We start from the raw sequence: 18,520 nt of genomic DNA on the forward strand, positions 1-18,520 counted from the left end.
GCAGTCTGCGACATGTTCACCCCAGACGAGTGCTACAACTTCTTCCAGGCCGCAGGATATGAAACCAATTGAGCCAGACGCGCTCTAGGTCGTCCAGTTCACGGGTCATCCGCGCCCCGGACAACGAGCGGTCCACGACTGTTGCCAGTGCCTCACGGGTGCAGTCATCTACAATGCACAACACGCGGAAACGCTGCCCATCTTCGAAGGCGTCAGACACAAAATCCAACGACCAGCGCTGATTGGCGCGATCCGGCACCAAAATGGGTCGCCGCGTGCCCAAAGCCCGCTTGCGTGACCGCCTGCGGCGCACCGCCAGTCCTTCCTCGCGATAGAGCCTGAACAGCTTCTTGTGGTTCACCTCAAACCCTTCCCTGGCCAGCAAGATGCTCAAACGGCGATAGCCAAACCGACGACGTTCATTCGCCAACTCGCGCAGCCGCATGCGCAAAGCGTCATCGCCTTGATCTTGCTTTTCATACTGGAAGACTGACCTATGCAGATCGGCCAATTCACACGCCCGACGTTCGGACAAGCCGTGCCGATCCATCACATCGCGCACGGCTCGCCGCTTCACATCGGGCGTCAGTAGTTTTTTGTCGCGAGATCCTTAAGCGCTGCATTGTCTAGCATCGCATCTGCCAACATGCGCTTCAGCTTGTTGTTCTCGTCTTCCAGAGCTCGCAACTTCTTGGCATCAGACACGTTCATGCCGCCAAACTTGGCTTTGTATTTGTAGAAAGTCGCATCGCTGATGCCGTATCTGCGACAAAGTTCCTGAGCTTTTACGCCAGCCTCGTATTCCTTGATCATTCCAATGATCTGTTCGTCTGAAAATCTGCGTTTCATAGTCCATCCTTTGCTTGGACGGATTACTAGCACCTAAATGGCCTGATTTCAGGGGGCTGGGTCAAGGCCTATCAGTTCGACTGGAGCCATGAAGTTGTTCTGATCGACGGCGTGACGACGACCGTAAAGGTCGCGCATGTGCGCCTGAGCCATAGCCGGATGCCGTTCGTTCGGGCTTATCCACGCGAGCCCCAGGAGATGGTCTTTGACGCGCATGACAAGGCCTTCGCCTTCTTCGGCGTGGCGTGTTCGCGCGGCATCTACGATAATATGAAGACGGCAGTGGATACGATCTTCGTCGGCAAGGATCGCGCCTATAATCGGCGCTTCCAACAGATGTGCGGGCATTATCTCGTTGAACCTGTTGCATGCACCCCGGCCTCGGGTTGGGAGAAGGGCCAAGTCGAGAACCAAGTGGGCGTGCTCCGGCGACGGTTCTTTGTGCCACGCCCGAAGTTCAAATCTTACGCTGAACTGAATGCTTGGCTTGAGGATCGCTGCATCGCCTATGCCAAGGCGAACAAACATCCCGAGATACGCGACAAGACTATCTGGGAAGTGTTCGAGGAAGAGCGCTCCAGCTTGGTCCCATATGTCGGCCCCTTTGATGGATTCCACGCGATCCCGGCATCGGTATCCAAGACCTGTTTGGTCAGGTTCGATAACAACCGTTACTCTGTCGATGCCCGCGCTGTTGGTCGTCCTGTAGAGATCCGGGCCTATGCGGATCGACTGGAATGTTGGCAGGACGGGAAGATCGTTGGTCAGCATGAACGCGCCTTCGGTCGCGGCAAGACGATCTATGATCCGTTGCATTATTTGCCGGTGCTCGCGCGCAAACCGGGCGCATTACGCAACGGCGCACCGTTCAAAGATTGGGAACTGCCCATTGCCATAAGGCGTGTGTGTAAAAAGCTCGAACGCCTGCCCGGCGGAGACCGTCAGATGGTCGATATCCTTGGGGTCATTCTGACCGACGGGTTGGACGCCGTTGAAGCCGCCTGTGCGGAGGCCTTGTCACACAACGTCCACTCCGCCGGTGTCGTATTGAACATCTTGGCTCGCCACCGTGAACCGCCGCCGCCCCTGACAATCACGACCCCGGACGCGCTGAAGCTGGCCTGCGAGCCTGAAGCGAACTGCGACCGGTATGACAGCTTAAGGAGACCACATAATGGAACGCACGCAAGTCCTGGAAGCAATGGGCCAACTCAAACTCTACGGGATGCGAACAGCATACGACGAGATCATCACGACAGCCGTCAAACGCCAACATGAGCCGCAACAGATCATTGGCGACCTTCTCCATGCAGAGATCACGGAGAAGCAGGCCCGCTCGGTCAAATATCAAATGACTATCGCCAAGTTACCCTTGGCAAAGGAGATTAACGAGTTCGACTTCGAAGCGGCGGAGGTCAACGAGACCCTGATCCGCGATCTGGCCACCGGCGACTTCCTGGATCATCAACGTAACCTCGTACTCATCGGTGGAACCGGCACGGGCAAAACCCATCTCGCTGTCAGCATTGCACGCGCCTGCATCAGAGAAGGACGCAGGGGGCGGTTCTTCAATGTGGTCGATTTGGTGAACAAGCTCGATGCTGAAGCCCGCGCAGAAAGACAGGGCCGAACCGCCGATCTGATCTCACGTCTGGATTTTTTGATCCTGGATGAACTCGGCTATCTGCCCTTTGCGCAGACTGGCGGACAGCTCCTGTTCCATTTGATCAGTAAGCTCTACGAACGCACATCCATAATCGTCACGACTAATCTCGCGTTCGGAGAATGGCCCAGCGTCTTTGGGGATGCCAAGATGACTACCGCGCTTCTCGACCGCCTCACGCATCACTGCGAAATCGTGGAAACCGGCAACGAAAGCTGGCGCTTCAAAAATAGAGCATAGTGCCAAGCGGCTACCCCGCTGGCCCGCCGCCGCTGCGCTATGTGAGGGCTACGCAGCGCCGGGCCAGCTCATCACACAGGGGGTCAAAATTGGACGCCGATAAGGGGTCACGTTTGGATGCCGATTGACAAGTGTACATCTTTGAATGAGATGGTCACGGTCGGCCCATGTCATTTTGAGCACGCGCTACCAAAACTACATTCGGCCCGACAGCTGGAGAAAAAATTCGGGACAAAAACATCTGATGGGGCCTCTGCCCCAACCAGCACAAAACTTGATTACATTTGACCGGGGTCTTAAAGTCCGAGAGTGGCCCAAGCTCAAATCGAGCGTCCGCAATGAGAGTTGGTTCTGTGATTCTCAAGCGGCCTGGCAGACGGGACCGGTTGACAACCTGAGCAAGCGGGCGAGCCAATACCTTCCACGAGACACACAACTCGCGGCGCTCTCAAATTGAAAAATGTAGGCGATTGGGGACCACTTGAATGGAACCCCGAGAAAGTGCCTCGGATGGCAAACTCCAAACGAGGCGCAGAGGCGAACTCATAAAACTGAGATAGCGGAATCCGTCGCAACGACCCTTGAGACTTCTCAGACAGGATCAACAAGTGAAATCAACTACTTCTGAAGCCATTCGAGAGTTTTTGTGGTAAGCCCTTGAAGCCAGACGATTTATTACCAAGCTAAATGGCGATGAGTAAAACTTATCTAAATCTGGTGTACAACAAGCGAAACTAATAAAGAACGACCCAAGGTAAGTTGCACACTGTTCCCGCCCGCACTGCGTACTAACCCGAAACATATATCATTTAGTTTTCAGAAAATCATCAGGCATCAGTGCGGCCTTTGGCGCTAGCTGGGCGACAGAGAAGATGTCAAAAACATGTGAAGCCGCCTCCTGAGCTTCAATGTAGCTGCAACTTCTCTCAATATGGTGGATCCACGCGTGTTTGACGTGCTTAATTGAGGCCACCACTCACTCTGTGACTGAGTGTTCGCGCGCTCTGCCTTGGAGCACTCAGTCATATCGTTCCGGTTGGGGCGCCCTTCCTTCAGGGCATTGGGAATAAGTCGCCCTTATATGATGCTAAAATCACAATAGAATATGGTTTTCTTATGATTTCCCGCGGCTACCGCTATAGATTGCGACCTACGCCCGAACAGGAAACCTTGTTCGGGCGGTTTGCTGGCTCTTGCCGTTTGGTCTACAATCTCGCACTCGAGCAGCGGCGGAACCATTGGCGGGCGTTCAAGCGCAAATCTGGCCTCAATATCAGTTATCCCAGCCAAGCCCGCGAACTAACGGAACTGCGCGCTGAGTACGACTGGATCGCCGCTGTATCTCAGACATGTCAGCAGCAAGCATTGCGCGACCTTGATTGCGCCTATCAGAATTGGTTCAAGGGCATTGCCAAGTACCCGCGTTTCCGAAAGAAATTAAGCAATGATACGTTCCGCTTTCAGGGGCGTGAAGTTAAAATCCGCAAGCTGAATGCAAAATGGTCTGAAGTACGTCTTCCTAAGATCGGCTGGGTACGGTTTCGGGATACCCGCCCGCTTGCGGGCAAGATCAACAATGCGACGATCAGCTTTGCCGCGAATGGCTGGCATATCTCCTTTTCTCTGGCGATTGAGCATGAAGCTCCGACCAACACCGCACCTACTGTTACTGTTGACCGTGGAGTTGCGAACACCATTGCTCTTAGCACTGGTGAACGTCTTTGTGCTCCGAGCAGCCTTGCAACCCTCGAACGTCGCAAAAGACGCGCTCAGCGGACGCTCAGTCGCCGCAAGCGCGGCAGCAAGCGATACGCCAAAGCCAGACGCAGCGCTGCAGCGCTGAGTGCCAAGTGCGCCCGTATTCGCAAGGATTGGTACCACCAAGTTAGCCTCGATCTGTCTCAACGCTTCGGAACCGTAGTTCTGGAAGACTTCAACACCAAAGGTATGACCGCCAGCGCCGAAGACACCGTTGCAGAACCCGGGCGCCAAGTGCGCCAGAAGGCCGGGTTTAACAGGACTGTTCTTAGTCAAGGCTGGCATATCTTCGAAAGCTTACTCAGCTACAAGCTGGAGGAACGGGGTGGGCATTTGTGCAAAGCCTCTGCCGACCTCACGAGTCAAACCTGTAGCTTTTGCGGGGCTGTAGAATGTGGAAGCAGAGAGAGCCAATCTGCCTTCCACTGTCGCCATTGCGGCCACCGCATGAATGCAAACCACAATGCTGCTCTGAATATCATGCGTCGGAACACGGCGCCTATGCTCGTGGAGGAAGCCGCTGGCGCCCCTGATGAAGCGAGAACTTGCGATGGCGGCAACCCCATGTTGCCCCTCAAAAATCCCCCGGCTTCGACCCGGGGGAAGATGTTAACACGATCCTGATGAAAACTTTGGTTTTTAGCGGCTTTACGATCACGTCGGTCACGCAGATACAATTGCTGCCCTGAATATCATGCGTTGGAACACGGCACCAAAGATCGTGAAGGAATGGCATTGGCTCTCCGATGAAACGATAACTTAACGAGGGCATGAAGCCTCTGAAAACCCCTCGGCTTCAACCGGGGTATGATGTCAACGGCGATACTTGATTACTCGACGCAACATATTGGGCTACGAACTGAAAAAGCCAAGGGAGGAGTGGTGGCAATCGGTATTACACCAAATTGAGCTACCCCTCGAAATTCGGACGCTGACGTAAGCTAAGATTTGCTGTCTGATGATCTTCGACGAGAGGGAAATCAGAAATGTCTAAACGGGAGAACCATTCGGCTGCATTCAAGGCGAAGGTAGCGCTTGAGGCGCTGAATAGTGAACAGACGGACGCTGAGTTGGCGAGCTGGTTTGGCGTTCACCCGACGATGATCCACGGTTGGAAGCGGGCATTCTTGGAAGGTGCGTCCAGCGTATTTGAGCGCAGCGGTAAGATAGCCCCTGAGATTAATGAGGAGCAGGTCAAAGAACTGCCGCGAAGATCGGGGAATTGGCCGGAGCCAACGGTGTTTTGTCACAAAAGCTCAAGACGTGGATCGGCAAGTGAGGCGCAAGATGGTTGAGCAGTTTCTGGAAGCGCCGTTCTTTGGCGTGAGGCAGATGACCTAGTATCTGCTAAACGAAGGTCACCTTTCAACCGTGTCCCTGATATGAGATTTTGCCTTGGAGTGATTTTTTGAGGTGAGTTTCTCCATGGAGAGTACAAGAGAGTTTCTCATCGGGCTTGGCGTTATCTTCTTAGCTGATGGGAGGCGGCGTTGGCGGGATGATTTGAAGGCGCGGATTGTGGCGGAGACGCTGCTGCCGGGTGCGACAATGAATGAAGTTGCTGCCGAGTATGGCTTGAAGCCGAACCATGTCTCATCGTGGCGGAGGATGGCCAAAGACGGTGCTCTTGTTCTTCCGGTTTTGGAGGAGGAATCTGCGTTTGCGCCGCTGGTGATTATTGAAGATCCGCCTTCGCCACGGGTTCCGGATGTCGCACAACCCATCGAGATCGCGGCTGGAGACATCGTGATCAAGCTGGATGGGGCCACTTCGGCATTGACAGTGCTATGCGGTGGCCATGTCTGACGCTGCAAAAGACCTTGATTTGAGCCTGCTGCCGGCCGAGTTCCGGGCGCTGTTCGAGGCGCAGGCTGCGCAGGTTGCAGAGCTTAAAGAGATCAACAAGCGTCTTGAGTATCTGGTCGCGGAGTTGAACCATGCGGTGCATGGCAAAAGGTCTGAGAAGCTGGATGAGGACGAACGCCAGCTCTTGTTCGAGGAGCTCGAAGTTGCAATCGCCTGGTGCAGGAGCGCAAGGACACTCAGGCCACGGGCGAAGGCAGCCCAACACGCAAACCGGTTGCGCGCCGCAATCTGGGCAATCTGCCCAAACATCTGGAGCGCATTGAACGGGTCGTTGAGCCGGACAACCTGACCTGCCCCTGCGGGTGCGGGGAAATGCACAAGATTGGCGAGGACCGATCCGAGCGGCTGGATATCGTACCCGCCAAACTGCGCGTGATCGTCACGGTACGCCCCAAATACGCCTGCCGTCATTGCACCGATGGCGTGACCCAGGCCCCGGTGCCAGTGCGCCTGATCGAAAGTGCACTACCGACAGAGGGCGCCATTGCGCATGTGTTGGTGTCAAAATACGCGGATCACTGTCCGCTTCACAGACAGTCCCAGATACTGGCTCGTGCGGGCATCGACATTCACCGGTCCACTTTGGCTGATTGGGTTGGTAAAGCCGCCTTCCATCTGGGCCCGGTCGTGGACCGGCTGGCCGAGCACTTGCAAACATCCACGAAGCTCTTCATGGATGAGACAACCGCTCCGATCCTCGATCCCGGCCGCAAGAAAACCAAAACCGGATATCTCTGGGCGCTGGCACGCGATGACCGGAATTGGGGTGGTGATGATCCGCCTGGCGTCGTGTTCTTCTACGCCCCTAATCGTCGGGACAGGAATGCGAAAAGTTCCTCACGAGCTTCAATGGTATTCTGCAATTGGACGGCTACCCCGGATACAATCGCTTGACCCGCACGACGCGCAAGGGCGGTAAACCCATCGTCGTGGCCCATTGCTGGACCCACGCCCGCCGCAAGCTCAAGGAAATCCACGACCGTGGCAAGTCCGAGATCGCTGCCGAAGGCCTGCGTCAGATCGCCGAAATCTATGCCATCGAAAAAGAAATTCGAGGCACATCCCCCGGCCAGCGTGCGTCTGCCCGCCAAACCCGAACCGCGCCTCTGATCAATGCCTTCGGCGAGTGGTTGCAAGCGCAACGCATACGTGTCTCGGCCAAATCCCGACTTGCAGAAAAGCTCGCTTATATCGCCAACTACTGGGAGGTGTTGCAAACCTTCCTCAACGACGGACGCGTCGAGATCGACAGCAACCAGATCGAGAGTCTGATCCGCCCGATTGCCCTAAATCGCAAAAATGCACTATTTGCAGGACATGACGAAGGTGGAAAAGCCTGGGGCCGGATCGCCGCGTTGATCGAAACCGCTAAATCAACAGCGTCGAACCTTACGCCTATCTCAAGGCCACTCTCGAAGCCATCGCAACAGGACACACAAAGAACCAAATCGACGACCAGCTCCCATGGAACTTCAAACCGTCAAGCTAAAAACCCGGCGGCATTCAGCCACCGCTTACTACAATTCCCTGAACCGATAAAAACTGTCTCGCGAATAACCCATCACCTTGAAGGCCTGCGAAACGCTGCCGAGTTGCTTGGCCAACTCCAACAGCCCGAGCTTCGGTTTGATGATCTTTTCCTGAATGCTTGTCATTGAACGACACTCCTTGCTTGCACTCCAAAAGAGCAGAAATGTCAGATCAAGTCGCGTGTTTCACACGTAAGGGGTACTTGTATCTGGTGGCGATTATGGACTGGCACACCCCGCAAGGTACTCGCTTGGCGTACCTCAAACACGCTGGAGGCTGACTTCTGCATCGAAGCACTGAGCGAGGCGATCCGCAAGTTCGGCCTGCCTGAGATCATGAACACTGACCAAGGCTCTCAGTTCACGTCATTCGCCTGGACAGACCGGCTGCGCAGATCGGGCGTGCGCATCTTGAGGGGACAGTAAGGGCTGGTTTCTCGACAACATCTTCGTCGAGTGGCTGTGGCGATCCTTGAAATTTGATTGCGTCCACTTTCATGCTTGATAAACCGGATCAGCAGCCAGCCAAGTACAGTACCTGTTAGTGATGAAGAATTTTACAACCCTGTGCTCGCCCTGTGCGTCTGGCATTAATGCAGCACACACTAGAGAACAGGCAAGTTTTCATTCCATAAAACTAAGAAGGCCCCGCTATCAGCAGAAGTGGCAATCAAATCCAACTGTCCGTTTCCATCTAGATCGGCCAACGATGTATGAGTAGCAAAAGTGTCGAGATCGGTCTCTATCTGCCTTCCGGATCGAAAACTACCATCGCCGATGCCTAAGAACACCGTGAAAGAGTTAGAAAGGAACGCTGATGCGACTAGATCTGGAATTTGATCGCCGTTGATGTCTCCAATTGAAGTATGAAATGCACCCTGACCCTCACCCACGTCAAACTCAATATGCGTGCCGGTATCGAAGGTACCGTCGCCTTGGTTTATGAAAACTGTAAATGCATCGGATCTGTTTGCTGTTGCCACCAGATCGAGATTACCATCATTGTCCAAGTCAGCCAAAGATGTGTGTAACGCCCCTTCATCAGAATCAGTCTCAATCGTCGTCCATTCGCTAAACTCACCTTCGCCATTGTTAAGAAAGATCACAAACTCACCGAGAGAAAAGCCAAAGCGGCCTTGTGCCGATCCGATCAAATCAATGTCACCGTCATTGTCCAAATCCCCCCAAGAAGTATGGAATGCACCAAAATATTGATCCATTCCAATCTGTGTACCGGAGTCAAACTGACCTCCGCCCAAGTTGCGAAACACCAAAAATGCATCGTCATCGAAAGATGCAGTCACAATGTCAAGTTGTTGGTCCCCGTTCAAATCGACCAGAGAAGTATGAGACGCCCCACTAGTTAAACCTATTTCACTGGAGAGAATTCTTCCATCATCAAATACGCCGGAACCCAGATTTTCAAAAATAGTGAATTCACTGGGACCTAACCCAGAAGTTAAAACATCGAGATCGCCGTCATTGTCAATGTCACCCAACGAAGTATGTAAGCCAAGCCCAGACGACACGATTGGACCAATTGTGGTGCCAGAACCAAAGGTATCGTCTCCATTGTTCTCGTACCAAACAAAACTTCTAGGTTGAGAGGCCGATGTGACGATGTCCAAATCTCCATCCCCATCAATATCTCCTATTGCCGAGTGCTGAGCTCGACCAGCCAGTTCGGCGTTCTGTCTTAAGGGGTCCCGCGGTATGATAGCGAACTCTTGAGCCTCTTGCGCCTCTATTCCGGAGGCTGTCGATACGTTAGCAGTAATGATGATATTACCTTGCCCCAGTGTGGTGAGGTTTGCTTCTGCAGTTGTCCAGTTTCCATCAGAATCCACAATTGCAAAAGAGGTAACGCTATTTCCCAAGCCATCAATGAATCTTACTGTAACCCTTTGATCTAGATCGACGTTTCTTGTGACTCCCGAAACTGTTACAGTCGTAACTTCGAAGGTGTCTATGAGACCTTCGCCCTCAATTGGGGTCAGAATCTCAACCGTCGGCAATAAGTCGATGGACTGACGAGGGGGTTCGCTTTGGGATGTGCTGTGCGGATTAGTGGATGTGCTGTGCGGATTAGAATTTGTAGTCCCAATCAAAGCGCTACCTATCAAAGCTCCTCCAAACCACCAAAATACCGCTTCATCTTCATCATCTTCCTCCTGAGAATCGGAAGCTTCTAATTTCGCGGATGTTCCTTCTGACATTGACCTGGCTGCATCTGATGTGATCTGGGTGTAGGTTGCGCTGAGAAGACCGCTGGAGCCTTCTCCCTCCAGCGTCACCTCAACGACGCCGTCGTCGCCCCGAACAAAGAGGCTGCGGGCAACTTCGCCTTCGGCATCAACAGTGACATAAAAGTCCTCAAGCACGATTTGCGTTCCATCCGCAAGATGGACAATCAACGATGCGCCCTGCTGTTCGAAATAGGCAATATCTTCAGGTGCGATATCCAGAACCGCTCCCGGGGCACCATTCAGGGCCAGCAACATTTCATCGCCATGGGCCCAGGAAATCGTCGAATTAAGAATGTCCATACTTTTAGTCATCGCTGTCAGGGCCCTTTGTTTCAAAGTGATGTCGTGTCAAAGCGATATAATCCTACATATTTAACAGGACTGTGCCCGCAAAGCACACCCAGCACCTGATCGTGAACTGTTACCTAATCCGAAACTGCGCCACAAACCCGACAGCAACATGAAAAAAGACTGAATTCACCCAGGGGATTATTGGGGAGCGCTAATTAGCAGAGCCGCTGAACACACCTGTCCCGGAGGAATCTGGTGCACCGAATAGGAACCCACAGATTTTAGGGCTGCCGCATCGAGACCAGGAAGTGATGGTACGGCGAGAGCCATTTGCGCTTGGTTTTGCAGTGTTTCAGTGCGGGAGTAAGACCAACCCATTTCTGTTTGTTCTACACAATGCGGACGCCCTAAAATCAGAAAGCGGCGCCCGATTTTATGGTTGTCGCTTGGGTTAGGATTCATAGCCAGAACATGACGGCTTCAGCCAGTGCGCAGGCAGAGGGGGAGACCTTTTGGCATCTGTCGTAGCGGGTTGCGACGCGCACACCAGTCCTTCGCAAAACTGTTCTCAATTTTTGTATCAGTCCGCGTCGTGTGGGATGGGGTCCTTGCGGCCTTTGCGTGATGGAATGCAAGGCGTGATCCCTTTGTCAGCAAGGGCTGCGCCATACCAGTCGGACGTGTCGCAAACTTTGCGACTGGATTGACGAGCATATAGATTTCGACTTTTGGTGTCCGCGCATTGTTCTCCAACAGGTTTCAGCATGGTTTCCTTGAAAGGCTGCCATTTTTCCAAGGATGCGGTTTTGTACGCCGTTTAATTCTACCTGCGGTACACGGTTTCTTATAGCGATTTGGAAGAGATCATGGCCGAGCGCGGTGTGCGAGTTGATCGGGCCACATCGAATAGGTGGGTTGTGAAGTTCTCGCAGATCGTCACAGCTCACGCGCAATCAAAGAAGCGCCCAGCTCAGAGTTCATGGCGAATGGACGAAACCTACATTCGTGTGCGTGGGAAGTGGATGTATCTCTATCGAGCGGTCGACAAACACGGCAAGACCCTTGATTTCATGCTGTCTGAGCGACGAGATCGTCCAACAGCTACTAAGTTCTTTGCCAAAGCACTGTCGTCAAACGGGATCCCAAATAAAATCGTCATATACAAGCGCGGCGCAAATGCAGCTGGCATTTGAGAAGTGAACAGGACCCTGAAGCGTTTTGGCTGCCCAGCCTAAGTACAAACGATCAGGTCCGAATATCTCAACAATCTGATTGAGCAGGATCACAGATTCATCAAGCGACGCGAGCGGTACATGTGCGGGTTCAAGTCGTTCAGATCCGCGTCGGCGACTTTGGACGGCATTGAGGTTGCCAACATGATCCGCAAGCAACAATTCCCCAGCACTACTACGTCGGGCTTTCGGCTATTTGACGAGATCGTAGGGTAGGTGTGTCCGGTGGGTCGCTGGCGCTGGCTATTCTAAATGTTTGCGACACATCCTCCGAGAGAGGGCCTGACACTCGCCTCCTCAGAGAGTTTCCTTTCGGTTAGATTGCGACGCTGCTAAGCGCATACAGCAGGAATGTAAAGTAGTAGTGGACTCTGCTCTGCTTGAACTGGACACAAATTATTCAGCGCTCCTTAAGGCTGTGTTCAGGTGAGCGCATTGCCTCCAGTTATAGAAAGCATCAATCCGTTTGTTCTCGGAGCCGAGTAGATGAACCAACTCCAAATCTGTTATGGAAGGAAAAATGAATGCCTCTCGCCATAAATAGCCACGCGCCGAATTTTCTGGCTTACAGCACTGAAGGGATGATCCATTTTCACAATTGGATTGAAGATAGTTGGTGCGTTCTGTTCTCACACCCAAAGGACTTTACTCCGATCTGCACAACCGAGCTAGGAGCTGTGGCTCAAATGAAAGCGGAATTCGACGTACGAGGCGTGAAGTTGCTCGGATTGTCGATCGACTCGCTCGATATGCATGAGAAGTGGGCCGAAGATATTGTCACGGCTTCTGGGTTTGGCCTAAACTTCCCGCTTATTGCAGACATTGATCTAAAGATCGCTAAGCTTTACGAAATGTTGCCGTCTGATGCGGGCGACACGGCCGAGGGGCGCACTGCGATGGACAACTCAACGGCTCGTACCCTGTTTGTGATAGGGCCCGACAAGAAGATCAAACTCACAATTTCTTATCCTATGACGACTGGGCGAGACTTCAATGAGATATTGCGTACGATTGATAGCCTCCAACTAACCGCTAGCCAACAATTGGCAACTCCCGCCAACTGGAAGCCTGGCGAAGATGCAGTGATCGTTCCGTCGATTTCGGATGATGACGCAGCCAAACGTTTTCCCGGGGGGTGGAGAGCGCCAGTTCCGTATCTGCGCTTAGTTGGACATTCGGACTGCCTTCAAGTTGAGAAAAGCCAATGACCCCAAAACTCAATCGCCGTAATTTTACTGCTTTGACATTTAGTGCCTTTGCTTGGGGAGTGCCAGGGCTAGGGTTGGCTAATAATAGCAAAGACTTAAGCTTTGAAGTCTTGGTAGATCCGAAGAAATTGGTTGTAAGCGACATCACAAGTCTTGTGGTAATCGATGTACGCCCTCAGGCAGACTTCGACAACGGCCATATCCCTGGGTCGGTACACCTCGACCCAAATGCTGTTGTTGCCGAACACAGTCCAATCGACGGAGCCTTAAAACCCATCAGCGAAATTGCGAAGATCCTTGGCGCGATAGGTGTTGCGCCTAAAAAGCCGGTTCTACTATACGATGACCGCGGAGGGTTTCATGCAGCGCGTATGTTCTGGCTATTGGAGTTTCTTGGCCATCAGAACGTGGGCCTGCTGGACGGAGGCCTATCAGGCTGGAAGTCACAAGGCGGAGCAGTGACGAAGGAAAGAAAAATGCCAAAATCGGCGGTTTTTGAGCCGGCGATCAGCCCTCGACGTTATGCCAGTGCCGAAGACGTACTCGCAAATCAGAATGGCTCAGACGACGTGTTGATTGATGTTCGACCGCCAGCGATGCATGCGGAAGGCCATATACCTTGGGCAGTCAACATCCCTTGGTCTCAAAACCTTGATGAGGATGCACGATTCAAGCCTGCTTCAGCGCTTAAGGCGCATTTTGAGGGACATGGTATAGTGCCAGAAAGTGATGTCATCATGCATTGCCAGAATGGATTAGCTTCTTCGCACAGCTATGTAGCGCTGCGAATGTTAGGGTATCCAAGGGTGCGAGTATATCATCGCTCTTGGGCGGAGTGGGGTTCAGATCCTTCGCTACCAAAGGCCACTGGATAGGCTGGAAGATAAACATTAAGCGTAGCTGTGGCCGTACAACAATTCATTGTGCGGCCACGCAGCATTTAGTTGGCAACGTTGGAACTCGGCGCCAGAAAATCACCCTATCGATTTTTGCTGTATCGAACCGGGAGTTGGCAGGCGCCACTCATATCTCACACCGACTATCACTCCCCATCCGCACGCTTTCATCTGACGTGGTCAATTGATCGGCAGGAATGCAAATTGCGGATCACAGAATGTTCCGCCACAAATTCCATTGAGGTGCGAGAGGGAAATGCAGGCAGGTTGACTATCCCATCAGCCGGACAAACATCTGAAACTGAGAGAGTCTGGGCGTGAATTGACCTTTGCGGATCATGTTAACCGGTTCGATTCCAGCTAGGGCAGACGTAGCTGAAACGAAAGCCTTAAAACTCAGCATGGGCGTGATCCGGCGGATCATTTTACTTGGAATAAATCGCAAACGCCGTTGCTCCGATAACCTCTCCCGAGACAAATGAGAAGTTATTCTTGCATTGAGATGCGATTTCGAATGGCGGTTAAGAACCATTCCGATTTTTTCCAAAAATGATGAAAGCCACAAATTCGCCTACGGCGCCGGTGTGAAGAAAGCCTAAGAATCGATCTTTCGAAAAGAACTGCCAACACTTTGAGTGTTAGATAGAGTTGCTTTTCTTCTGTTGAATACAAATTCACTATCTTCAAAAAGGTTGAAATATAATTGAGTGATCCGACATATTGATTGGTGCCACGTGCTAAGTTCTTGGATGTGTTGAGTGATTGGGAAGGGTAATTTGTCGGCTTGCAATTTGCTTTGAGCAGCGTTTACAAAATTTTCAGTTAACTTCTACCACCATTAGTTTTGGATTGATTTCATGATGCCGATGCTCAGCGCCTTGGGAAAACGTTTCGCCCAAAAGGCAACTCTTCAACGAGATATAGCCAAAGCAGGAACTGATGGAATTACCAGTATTTGCTACGTAATATTTACGGATACCCATATTTACCAATATTGAGTTCAGAAAAATATCAGATAACTTTCAGGTTTTGAACTGCGCCTTTAATAAACCTTGAGGAGAGAAGGTTACGAATTACGTGCTAGAGTGGCAGTGCGGAAATAAGCCTAAAATATTGATTACCAACGGAAAAAATAAAGGAATTGAAGGCGGGGGATTGGGGATGCGCGATATTAGGGGTGGTCGCCCAATAGAATCTGCATTGGAGGTTAGTGCACAAAGGACAGCGTCTGGGCATTCATACGTTTTAATCGAGAATTGCAATATCCGTGGAAGCCTCGTCGTCAGCTCACGGCACCAGTTATTTCTTCTTGTAGCCGACTTATTGCAGACTTGTGAAGAAGTTTGGGGGAAACAAGACTAACGGATAAAGCAGTCCTATGCAGATTCAACGTCCTGAGCATCGCCCTGGTGGTACGGTTTTGTCGCGGAGTTTTTTCTCCAGCTGTCGGGCGAGCGTAGTTTTGGTAGCGCTTGCTCAAAATGACATGGGCAGACCGTGACCATCTCATTCAAAGATGTACACTTTCCGAAAGACGTGATCTTGTGCGCTGTTTTCTTCTGTCTCCGGTACGGCGTTTCATATCGGGATTTGGAAGAAATCATGGCGAGACTTGGCGTCGAGCTCAATCACCCGACCTTAAACCGCTGGGTAAGCCGATACGCCGGTCTTATCGCTGATGCCTCACGGCACAAAAAGCGTCCTGCCGATCGAGCATTAGATCACGACGAAACCCATGTGGATCCGGAGAGGTGCCATTCGTGTTCTCAGAACCCTACACTTCCAAATTGTGCCGAAGACTTCAAATTCGCCAATTATATCGTTGAGTTCAACCATGCCGGACATCAACATCGTTGAACGGGATTGCAGGTTCAGCAAAAGGCGAATTCGCTCGGTGCTTGACGTCAATAACCATATTTTGCAATTGGGTAACTCTGGCAGGGTTCGGAAGTTTCGCACATAATCCAAATGGAGCAATTCACACGCTCAAACGCATGCATTCCAACAAATCGCCGAGCGGGCTATCTGAATATTATGCTAACATAAATCGATTCAGTTGCCCTATGCTTTTGTAGCCTGACCCTAGTAATACCCGCAAAACAGCGAAGATTTCTAGAGAGTCGTACGCCACAGGCTCTATACGTAGCTAACTTCATCATTCGGGCGAATGCAATCAACCAACTGTACTGGTCGAAAGCTCATTCACCAATACGTTGAAGCGGTTATCTTGCCGCAACAGGTAAAAAGAGGGGTCCGTGCCTAATATGGAAATGTGGCGCCAGCCATTCGCGGCCAGAAATTCGATGACTTCGATAGTTGACGATGCGTCACCAATTTGAGCAAATCCGAATGCACGATAGATTTCTAGCGGGCTTTCGGAAATAGGCGTACTTTCTAACTGTCGAAGAGCAGCTTTTTTGTCGCCAATTTGCGCCAACATCGGGCCTAGACCATACAACGCGCGAAGGGAATCAGGTTCAAATGCCAGTTCAGTTTTGATATTCGTTATCGCCTTCTCTGCCCAGACTTTAGCGCGAGGAATATCTTCTCTCTGGTGCAGCCTGGCAAGCAGCATCTTCGGACCAAAGTCCTGCGGTGCGAGTTTGGCTGCCTTTGTTGCCAACAAACCTGATGATTTGAACTGACCATGCGTTTGAAGAAAAATAGCTGCGTCATTGTGCAACGCCAAATCATTTGGAGCGAGAGCGAGAGCTCGTCCAATTGATCTACTGCCGTTCTCGAATTCACCGCTTGTGAGCTTAACCACACCGTCGACAAAATAACCGTATGCAGAGTTGGGATCTAGACAAATAGCGGCCTCGGATTCCTCCATAGCTTTCTCTATAAGGTCTTCACCTTCCGACCAAAAAAGATGCCGCTTTAGAAGCGCTACGGCATGCAACTCTCGTGCAAGTACAAAATTCGGCGATTGGCTTGCCGCATGTCCTGTCAATTCGGCAAAGCTACGGATGTAACCCGCTCTTCCCCTCTCAAACAAGTCTAAAGCTTCAATGCAAAGTGTGTAGGAATCGAAGCTAGTTGAGGCGTTGTCAAACTGGCTACGCATCGGCCCATTGCCATCTAGTGATAGGACAGGAACGGTCAGTCGATAGCCGCCGCGCACGACAGTGGCTATCAATTGACGATTTTGCATTTTCTTCCTGAGCTCTGAAATTACTTGGGTCAAACTTTCATCGCTTACCGTCAATTCAGGCCAAACTCGGTCGAGCAAAGTATCTCTCGAAACCACCGATCCTTGGGCCTCAGCGAGAACGATCAGTAGACGGATTGCACGCGGTGAAAGATGCTGAACTTCGCTCTTTCGCTGCGCTCTTCTGCCAGGCAAATCTACCCGCCATCCGTCGATTATCATTGTTTCCATAGGGTATGAGTGAGTCATTAATCCCGGTGGCTCCGTTGTGGATTACTTCTTGTTCGACTTCCGGTGGTGGCCAATCTTGTGCATTCGTGCAGTAAAGAATCTTGGTCCGGACGGCGTGCATCAAAATGAATGAGTGATTTCCGTGTCTTCACTCAATCTTCCCAAGAATAGAGAGCGCTTTCATCGCTGCGCAAACTTCCGATTAGAGAAAAAACTCACCGTCTCAAGGATTGTTAGTCCCAAAGAATCCCGATTACATAAGCTGGATTTTAACTAAATTCCGACTTTTGTATCCTCTAAGTCGCACTCAAGGATCGGAGGGCGAACATCAAAGGAATTATGATCTCGCAGCAGGTAAGACTTTCTGGTTGTTTGTTCCGATATCGGAAAAGGATGTATCGCCCTCTACACCAAGGATCTTCATCACACGGCGGCTTTAGGCAAATGCCACCGCAATGATCGGGTAGTCTTTGGATGTCGGATACAGCAGTTAGGGGGCAAGGCTTGGTTTTGCATGGTGAGTCCGTTGGTTCTTAATCTTGGTTATAGAAATAAGATTAATGGTACGATTTTCGAATATGTCAAAAATCTCATTAGACATTTTATATAACATATATAATATGCATATATGACTTATGTCATATGTAGGAACTTGAATTAAGGAAATAGGATGCCTCACGCTACAGAGCGCTTAGTTATGTTTGTGGTTTTAGTTTTCATTTTGGGCGTGGCGATTGTAGATGTTTTGCAAGATTCCAGGGCCGGCGACGGGCTAACTCAGATAATGCTTGACGTGGGATTGGTTCTTGCGGTGATATTGTTAGTGCTTTACATTTATTTGCTTGAACCGCTTAAGTCTCACCGTCAAAATCGAAAATTGTCGAAGGACGTGCATCAGCAAGGAGAGGCGCTGGATCAAGCAAAAACCATAACAAAAAAGTATCTAGAGGGCCTAGGTGAATGTATTAAGTTGCAATTCGATACTTGGGGGCTGACTGCTGCTGAGCAGGAAGTTGCGCTCTTGTTGCTTAAAGGGCTGTCGATGAAAGAGATTTGCCAGATTAGGTGTGTGTCGGAGAGAACGGTTCGACAGCAGGCAACTGCAATTTATGGAAAGTCAGGTGTTTCTGGCCGTGCTGGTCTTTCGGCTTTTTTTTTAGAGGATTTACTCTTACCAGAATAGGTAATGTCGATTATCTTACTGTTACCCAAGACACTTTTGCAAGATTCTCTCGCAACTTCCATTGAAGTGCGAGAAGTAAATACGTATGGGTTGACTATCCTACCAGTTGGACAAACTACTGAAACTGGGAGAGACGGGGTGTGAATTGACCTTTGCGGATCATGTTGACTAATTCGC

The 18,520-nt window shown here is 51.2% G+C and carries 9 protein-coding genes and 10 pseudogenes; 13 read left to right on the forward strand and 6 right to left on the reverse strand.

Going from position 1 to position 18,520, the window contains the following annotated elements:
• Positions 1-85 precede the first annotated feature (85 nt).
• Positions 86-849 (reverse strand): annotated as a pseudogene (locus ACR0CW_RS22435) (IS3 family transposase); the annotation flags it as partial.
• 63 nt (positions 850-912) lie between these two features.
• On the opposite strand from ACR0CW_RS22435, the pseudogene istA reads away from it, so the two are divergent.
• From istA to tnpC, 7 genes and pseudogenes are all read left to right on the forward strand, one after another.
• Positions 913-2,127: pseudogene (istA, locus tag ACR0CW_RS22440) on the forward strand (IS21 family transposase); the annotation flags it as partial.
• A complete protein-coding gene (gene istB / locus ACR0CW_RS22445) occupies positions 2,024-2,752 on the forward strand; it encodes an IS21-like element helper ATPase IstB (RefSeq protein WP_480789498.1) in 729 nt (242 codons plus the stop codon). The pseudogene istA and the gene istB, both read left to right, overlap by 104 nt.
• A 241-nt stretch (positions 2,753-2,993) precedes the next feature.
• A pseudogene (locus tag ACR0CW_RS22450) lies at positions 2,994-3,312 on the forward strand (IS30 family transposase); the annotation flags it as partial.
• A gap of 556 nt (positions 3,313-3,868) precedes the next feature.
• The gene (locus ACR0CW_RS22455) at positions 3,869-5,134 is read left to right on the forward strand and encodes an RNA-guided endonuclease InsQ/TnpB family protein (RefSeq protein WP_480789499.1); all 1,266 of its coding nucleotides are present in this window, start codon (positions 3,869-3,871) and stop codon (positions 5,132-5,134) included.
• A gap of 362 nt (positions 5,135-5,496) precedes the next feature.
• Entirely contained in the window at positions 5,497-5,805 is a 309-nt protein-coding gene (locus tag ACR0CW_RS22460) for a transposase (RefSeq protein ID WP_480789500.1), read from the forward strand.
• Positions 5,806-5,935: 130 nt separating this feature from the next.
• Positions 5,936-6,316, forward strand: coding sequence for a transposase (locus tag ACR0CW_RS22465; RefSeq protein ID WP_480789501.1), 381 nt, complete (start codon positions 5,936-5,938; stop codon positions 6,314-6,316).
• Positions 6,309-7,865: pseudogene (gene tnpC / locus ACR0CW_RS22470) on the forward strand (IS66 family transposase). The gene ACR0CW_RS22465 and the pseudogene tnpC overlap by 8 nt, the downstream one beginning before the upstream one ends.
• A 31-nt stretch (positions 7,866-7,896) precedes the next feature.
• On the opposite strand, the pseudogene ACR0CW_RS22475 reads toward tnpC, so the two are convergent.
• Positions 7,897-8,031 (reverse strand): annotated as a pseudogene (locus tag ACR0CW_RS22475) (helix-turn-helix domain-containing protein); the annotation flags it as partial.
• 65 nt (positions 8,032-8,096) lie between these two features.
• Between ACR0CW_RS22475 and ACR0CW_RS22480 the strand changes: the two are divergent.
• Positions 8,097-8,407, forward strand: a pseudogene (locus ACR0CW_RS22480) (DDE-type integrase/transposase/recombinase); the annotation flags it as partial.
• A 103-nt stretch (positions 8,408-8,510) separates the two neighbouring features.
• Here ACR0CW_RS22480 and ACR0CW_RS22485 read toward each other — a convergent pair.
• Positions 8,511-10,451, reverse strand: a complete 1,941-nt coding sequence (locus ACR0CW_RS22485; protein ID WP_480789502.1) for an FG-GAP-like repeat-containing protein — start codon at positions 10,449-10,451, stop codon at positions 8,511-8,513.
• Between the two features lie 449 nt (positions 10,452-10,900).
• Positions 10,901-11,121 (reverse strand): annotated as a pseudogene (locus tag ACR0CW_RS22490) (IS5/IS1182 family transposase); the annotation flags it as partial.
• A gap of 85 nt (positions 11,122-11,206) precedes the next feature.
• Between ACR0CW_RS22490 and ACR0CW_RS22495 the strand changes: the two are divergent.
• The 3 genes and pseudogenes from ACR0CW_RS22495 to ACR0CW_RS22505 all read left to right on the forward strand — a co-directional run bounded on the left by ACR0CW_RS22495 (position 11,207) and on the right by ACR0CW_RS22505 (position 13,757).
• Positions 11,207-11,890, forward strand: a pseudogene (locus ACR0CW_RS22495) (IS6 family transposase).
• A gap of 308 nt (positions 11,891-12,198) precedes the next feature.
• Positions 12,199-12,882, forward strand: coding sequence for a peroxiredoxin (locus ACR0CW_RS22500; protein WP_480789503.1), 684 nt, complete (start codon positions 12,199-12,201; stop codon positions 12,880-12,882).
• Positions 12,879-13,757 (forward strand): sulfurtransferase, encoded by an 879-nt coding sequence (locus ACR0CW_RS22505; RefSeq protein WP_480789504.1) that lies wholly within the window; start codon positions 12,879-12,881, stop codon positions 13,755-13,757. Before ACR0CW_RS22500 ends, ACR0CW_RS22505 begins: the two co-directional genes overlap by 4 nt.
• Before the next feature lie 292 nt (positions 13,758-14,049).
• Here the strand turns inward: ACR0CW_RS22505 and ACR0CW_RS22510 are convergent.
• Positions 14,050-14,196, reverse strand: a pseudogene (locus ACR0CW_RS22510) (IS6 family transposase); the annotation flags it as partial.
• A 1,079-nt stretch (positions 14,197-15,275) separates the two neighbouring features.
• On the opposite strand from ACR0CW_RS22510, the pseudogene ACR0CW_RS22515 reads away from it, so the two are divergent.
• Positions 15,276-15,518: pseudogene (locus ACR0CW_RS22515) on the forward strand (IS6 family transposase); the annotation flags it as partial.
• 433 nt (positions 15,519-15,951) lie between these two features.
• Here the strand turns inward: ACR0CW_RS22515 and ACR0CW_RS22520 are convergent.
• A complete protein-coding gene (locus ACR0CW_RS22520) occupies positions 15,952-17,160 on the reverse strand; it encodes a winged helix-turn-helix domain-containing protein (protein WP_480789505.1) in 1,209 nt (402 codons plus the stop codon).
• 670 nt (positions 17,161-17,830) lie between these two features.
• Here ACR0CW_RS22520 and ACR0CW_RS22525 point away from each other — a divergent pair.
• Positions 17,831-18,343, forward strand: a complete 513-nt coding sequence (locus ACR0CW_RS22525) for a helix-turn-helix transcriptional regulator (protein ID WP_480789506.1) — start codon at positions 17,831-17,833, stop codon at positions 18,341-18,343.
• Positions 18,344-18,520 lie beyond the last annotated feature (177 nt).

The organism is Ruegeria sp. CH6 (assembly GCF_056537005.1).

What these genes read in the sequence shown, in the direction of transcription:
- ACR0CW_RS22485 (WP_480789502.1), bottom strand. Translation starts at nt 10,451, where the DNA reads ATGGACATTCTTAATTCGACGATTTCCTGGGCCCATGGCGATGAAATG.
- ACR0CW_RS22525 (WP_480789506.1), top strand. Translation starts at nt 17,831, where the DNA reads ATGCCTCACGCTACAGAGCGCTTAGTTATGTTTGTGGTTTTAGTTTTC.
- ACR0CW_RS22500 (WP_480789503.1), top strand. Translation starts at nt 12,199, where the DNA reads ATGCCTCTCGCCATAAATAGCCACGCGCCGAATTTTCTGGCTTACAGC.
- ACR0CW_RS22465 (WP_480789501.1), top strand. Translation starts at nt 5,936, where the DNA reads ATGGAGAGTACAAGAGAGTTTCTCATCGGGCTTGGCGTTATCTTCTTA.
- ACR0CW_RS22455 (WP_480789499.1), top strand. Translation starts at nt 3,869, where the DNA reads ATGATTTCCCGCGGCTACCGCTATAGATTGCGACCTACGCCCGAACAG.
- ACR0CW_RS22460 (WP_480789500.1), top strand. Translation starts at nt 5,497, where the DNA reads ATGTCTAAACGGGAGAACCATTCGGCTGCATTCAAGGCGAAGGTAGCG.
- istB (WP_480789498.1), top strand. Translation starts at nt 2,024, where the DNA reads ATGGAACGCACGCAAGTCCTGGAAGCAATGGGCCAACTCAAACTCTAC.
- ACR0CW_RS22520 (WP_480789505.1), bottom strand. Translation starts at nt 17,160, where the DNA reads ATGGAAACAATGATAATCGACGGATGGCGGGTAGATTTGCCTGGCAGA.
- ACR0CW_RS22505 (WP_480789504.1), top strand. Translation starts at nt 12,879, where the DNA reads ATGACCCCAAAACTCAATCGCCGTAATTTTACTGCTTTGACATTTAGT.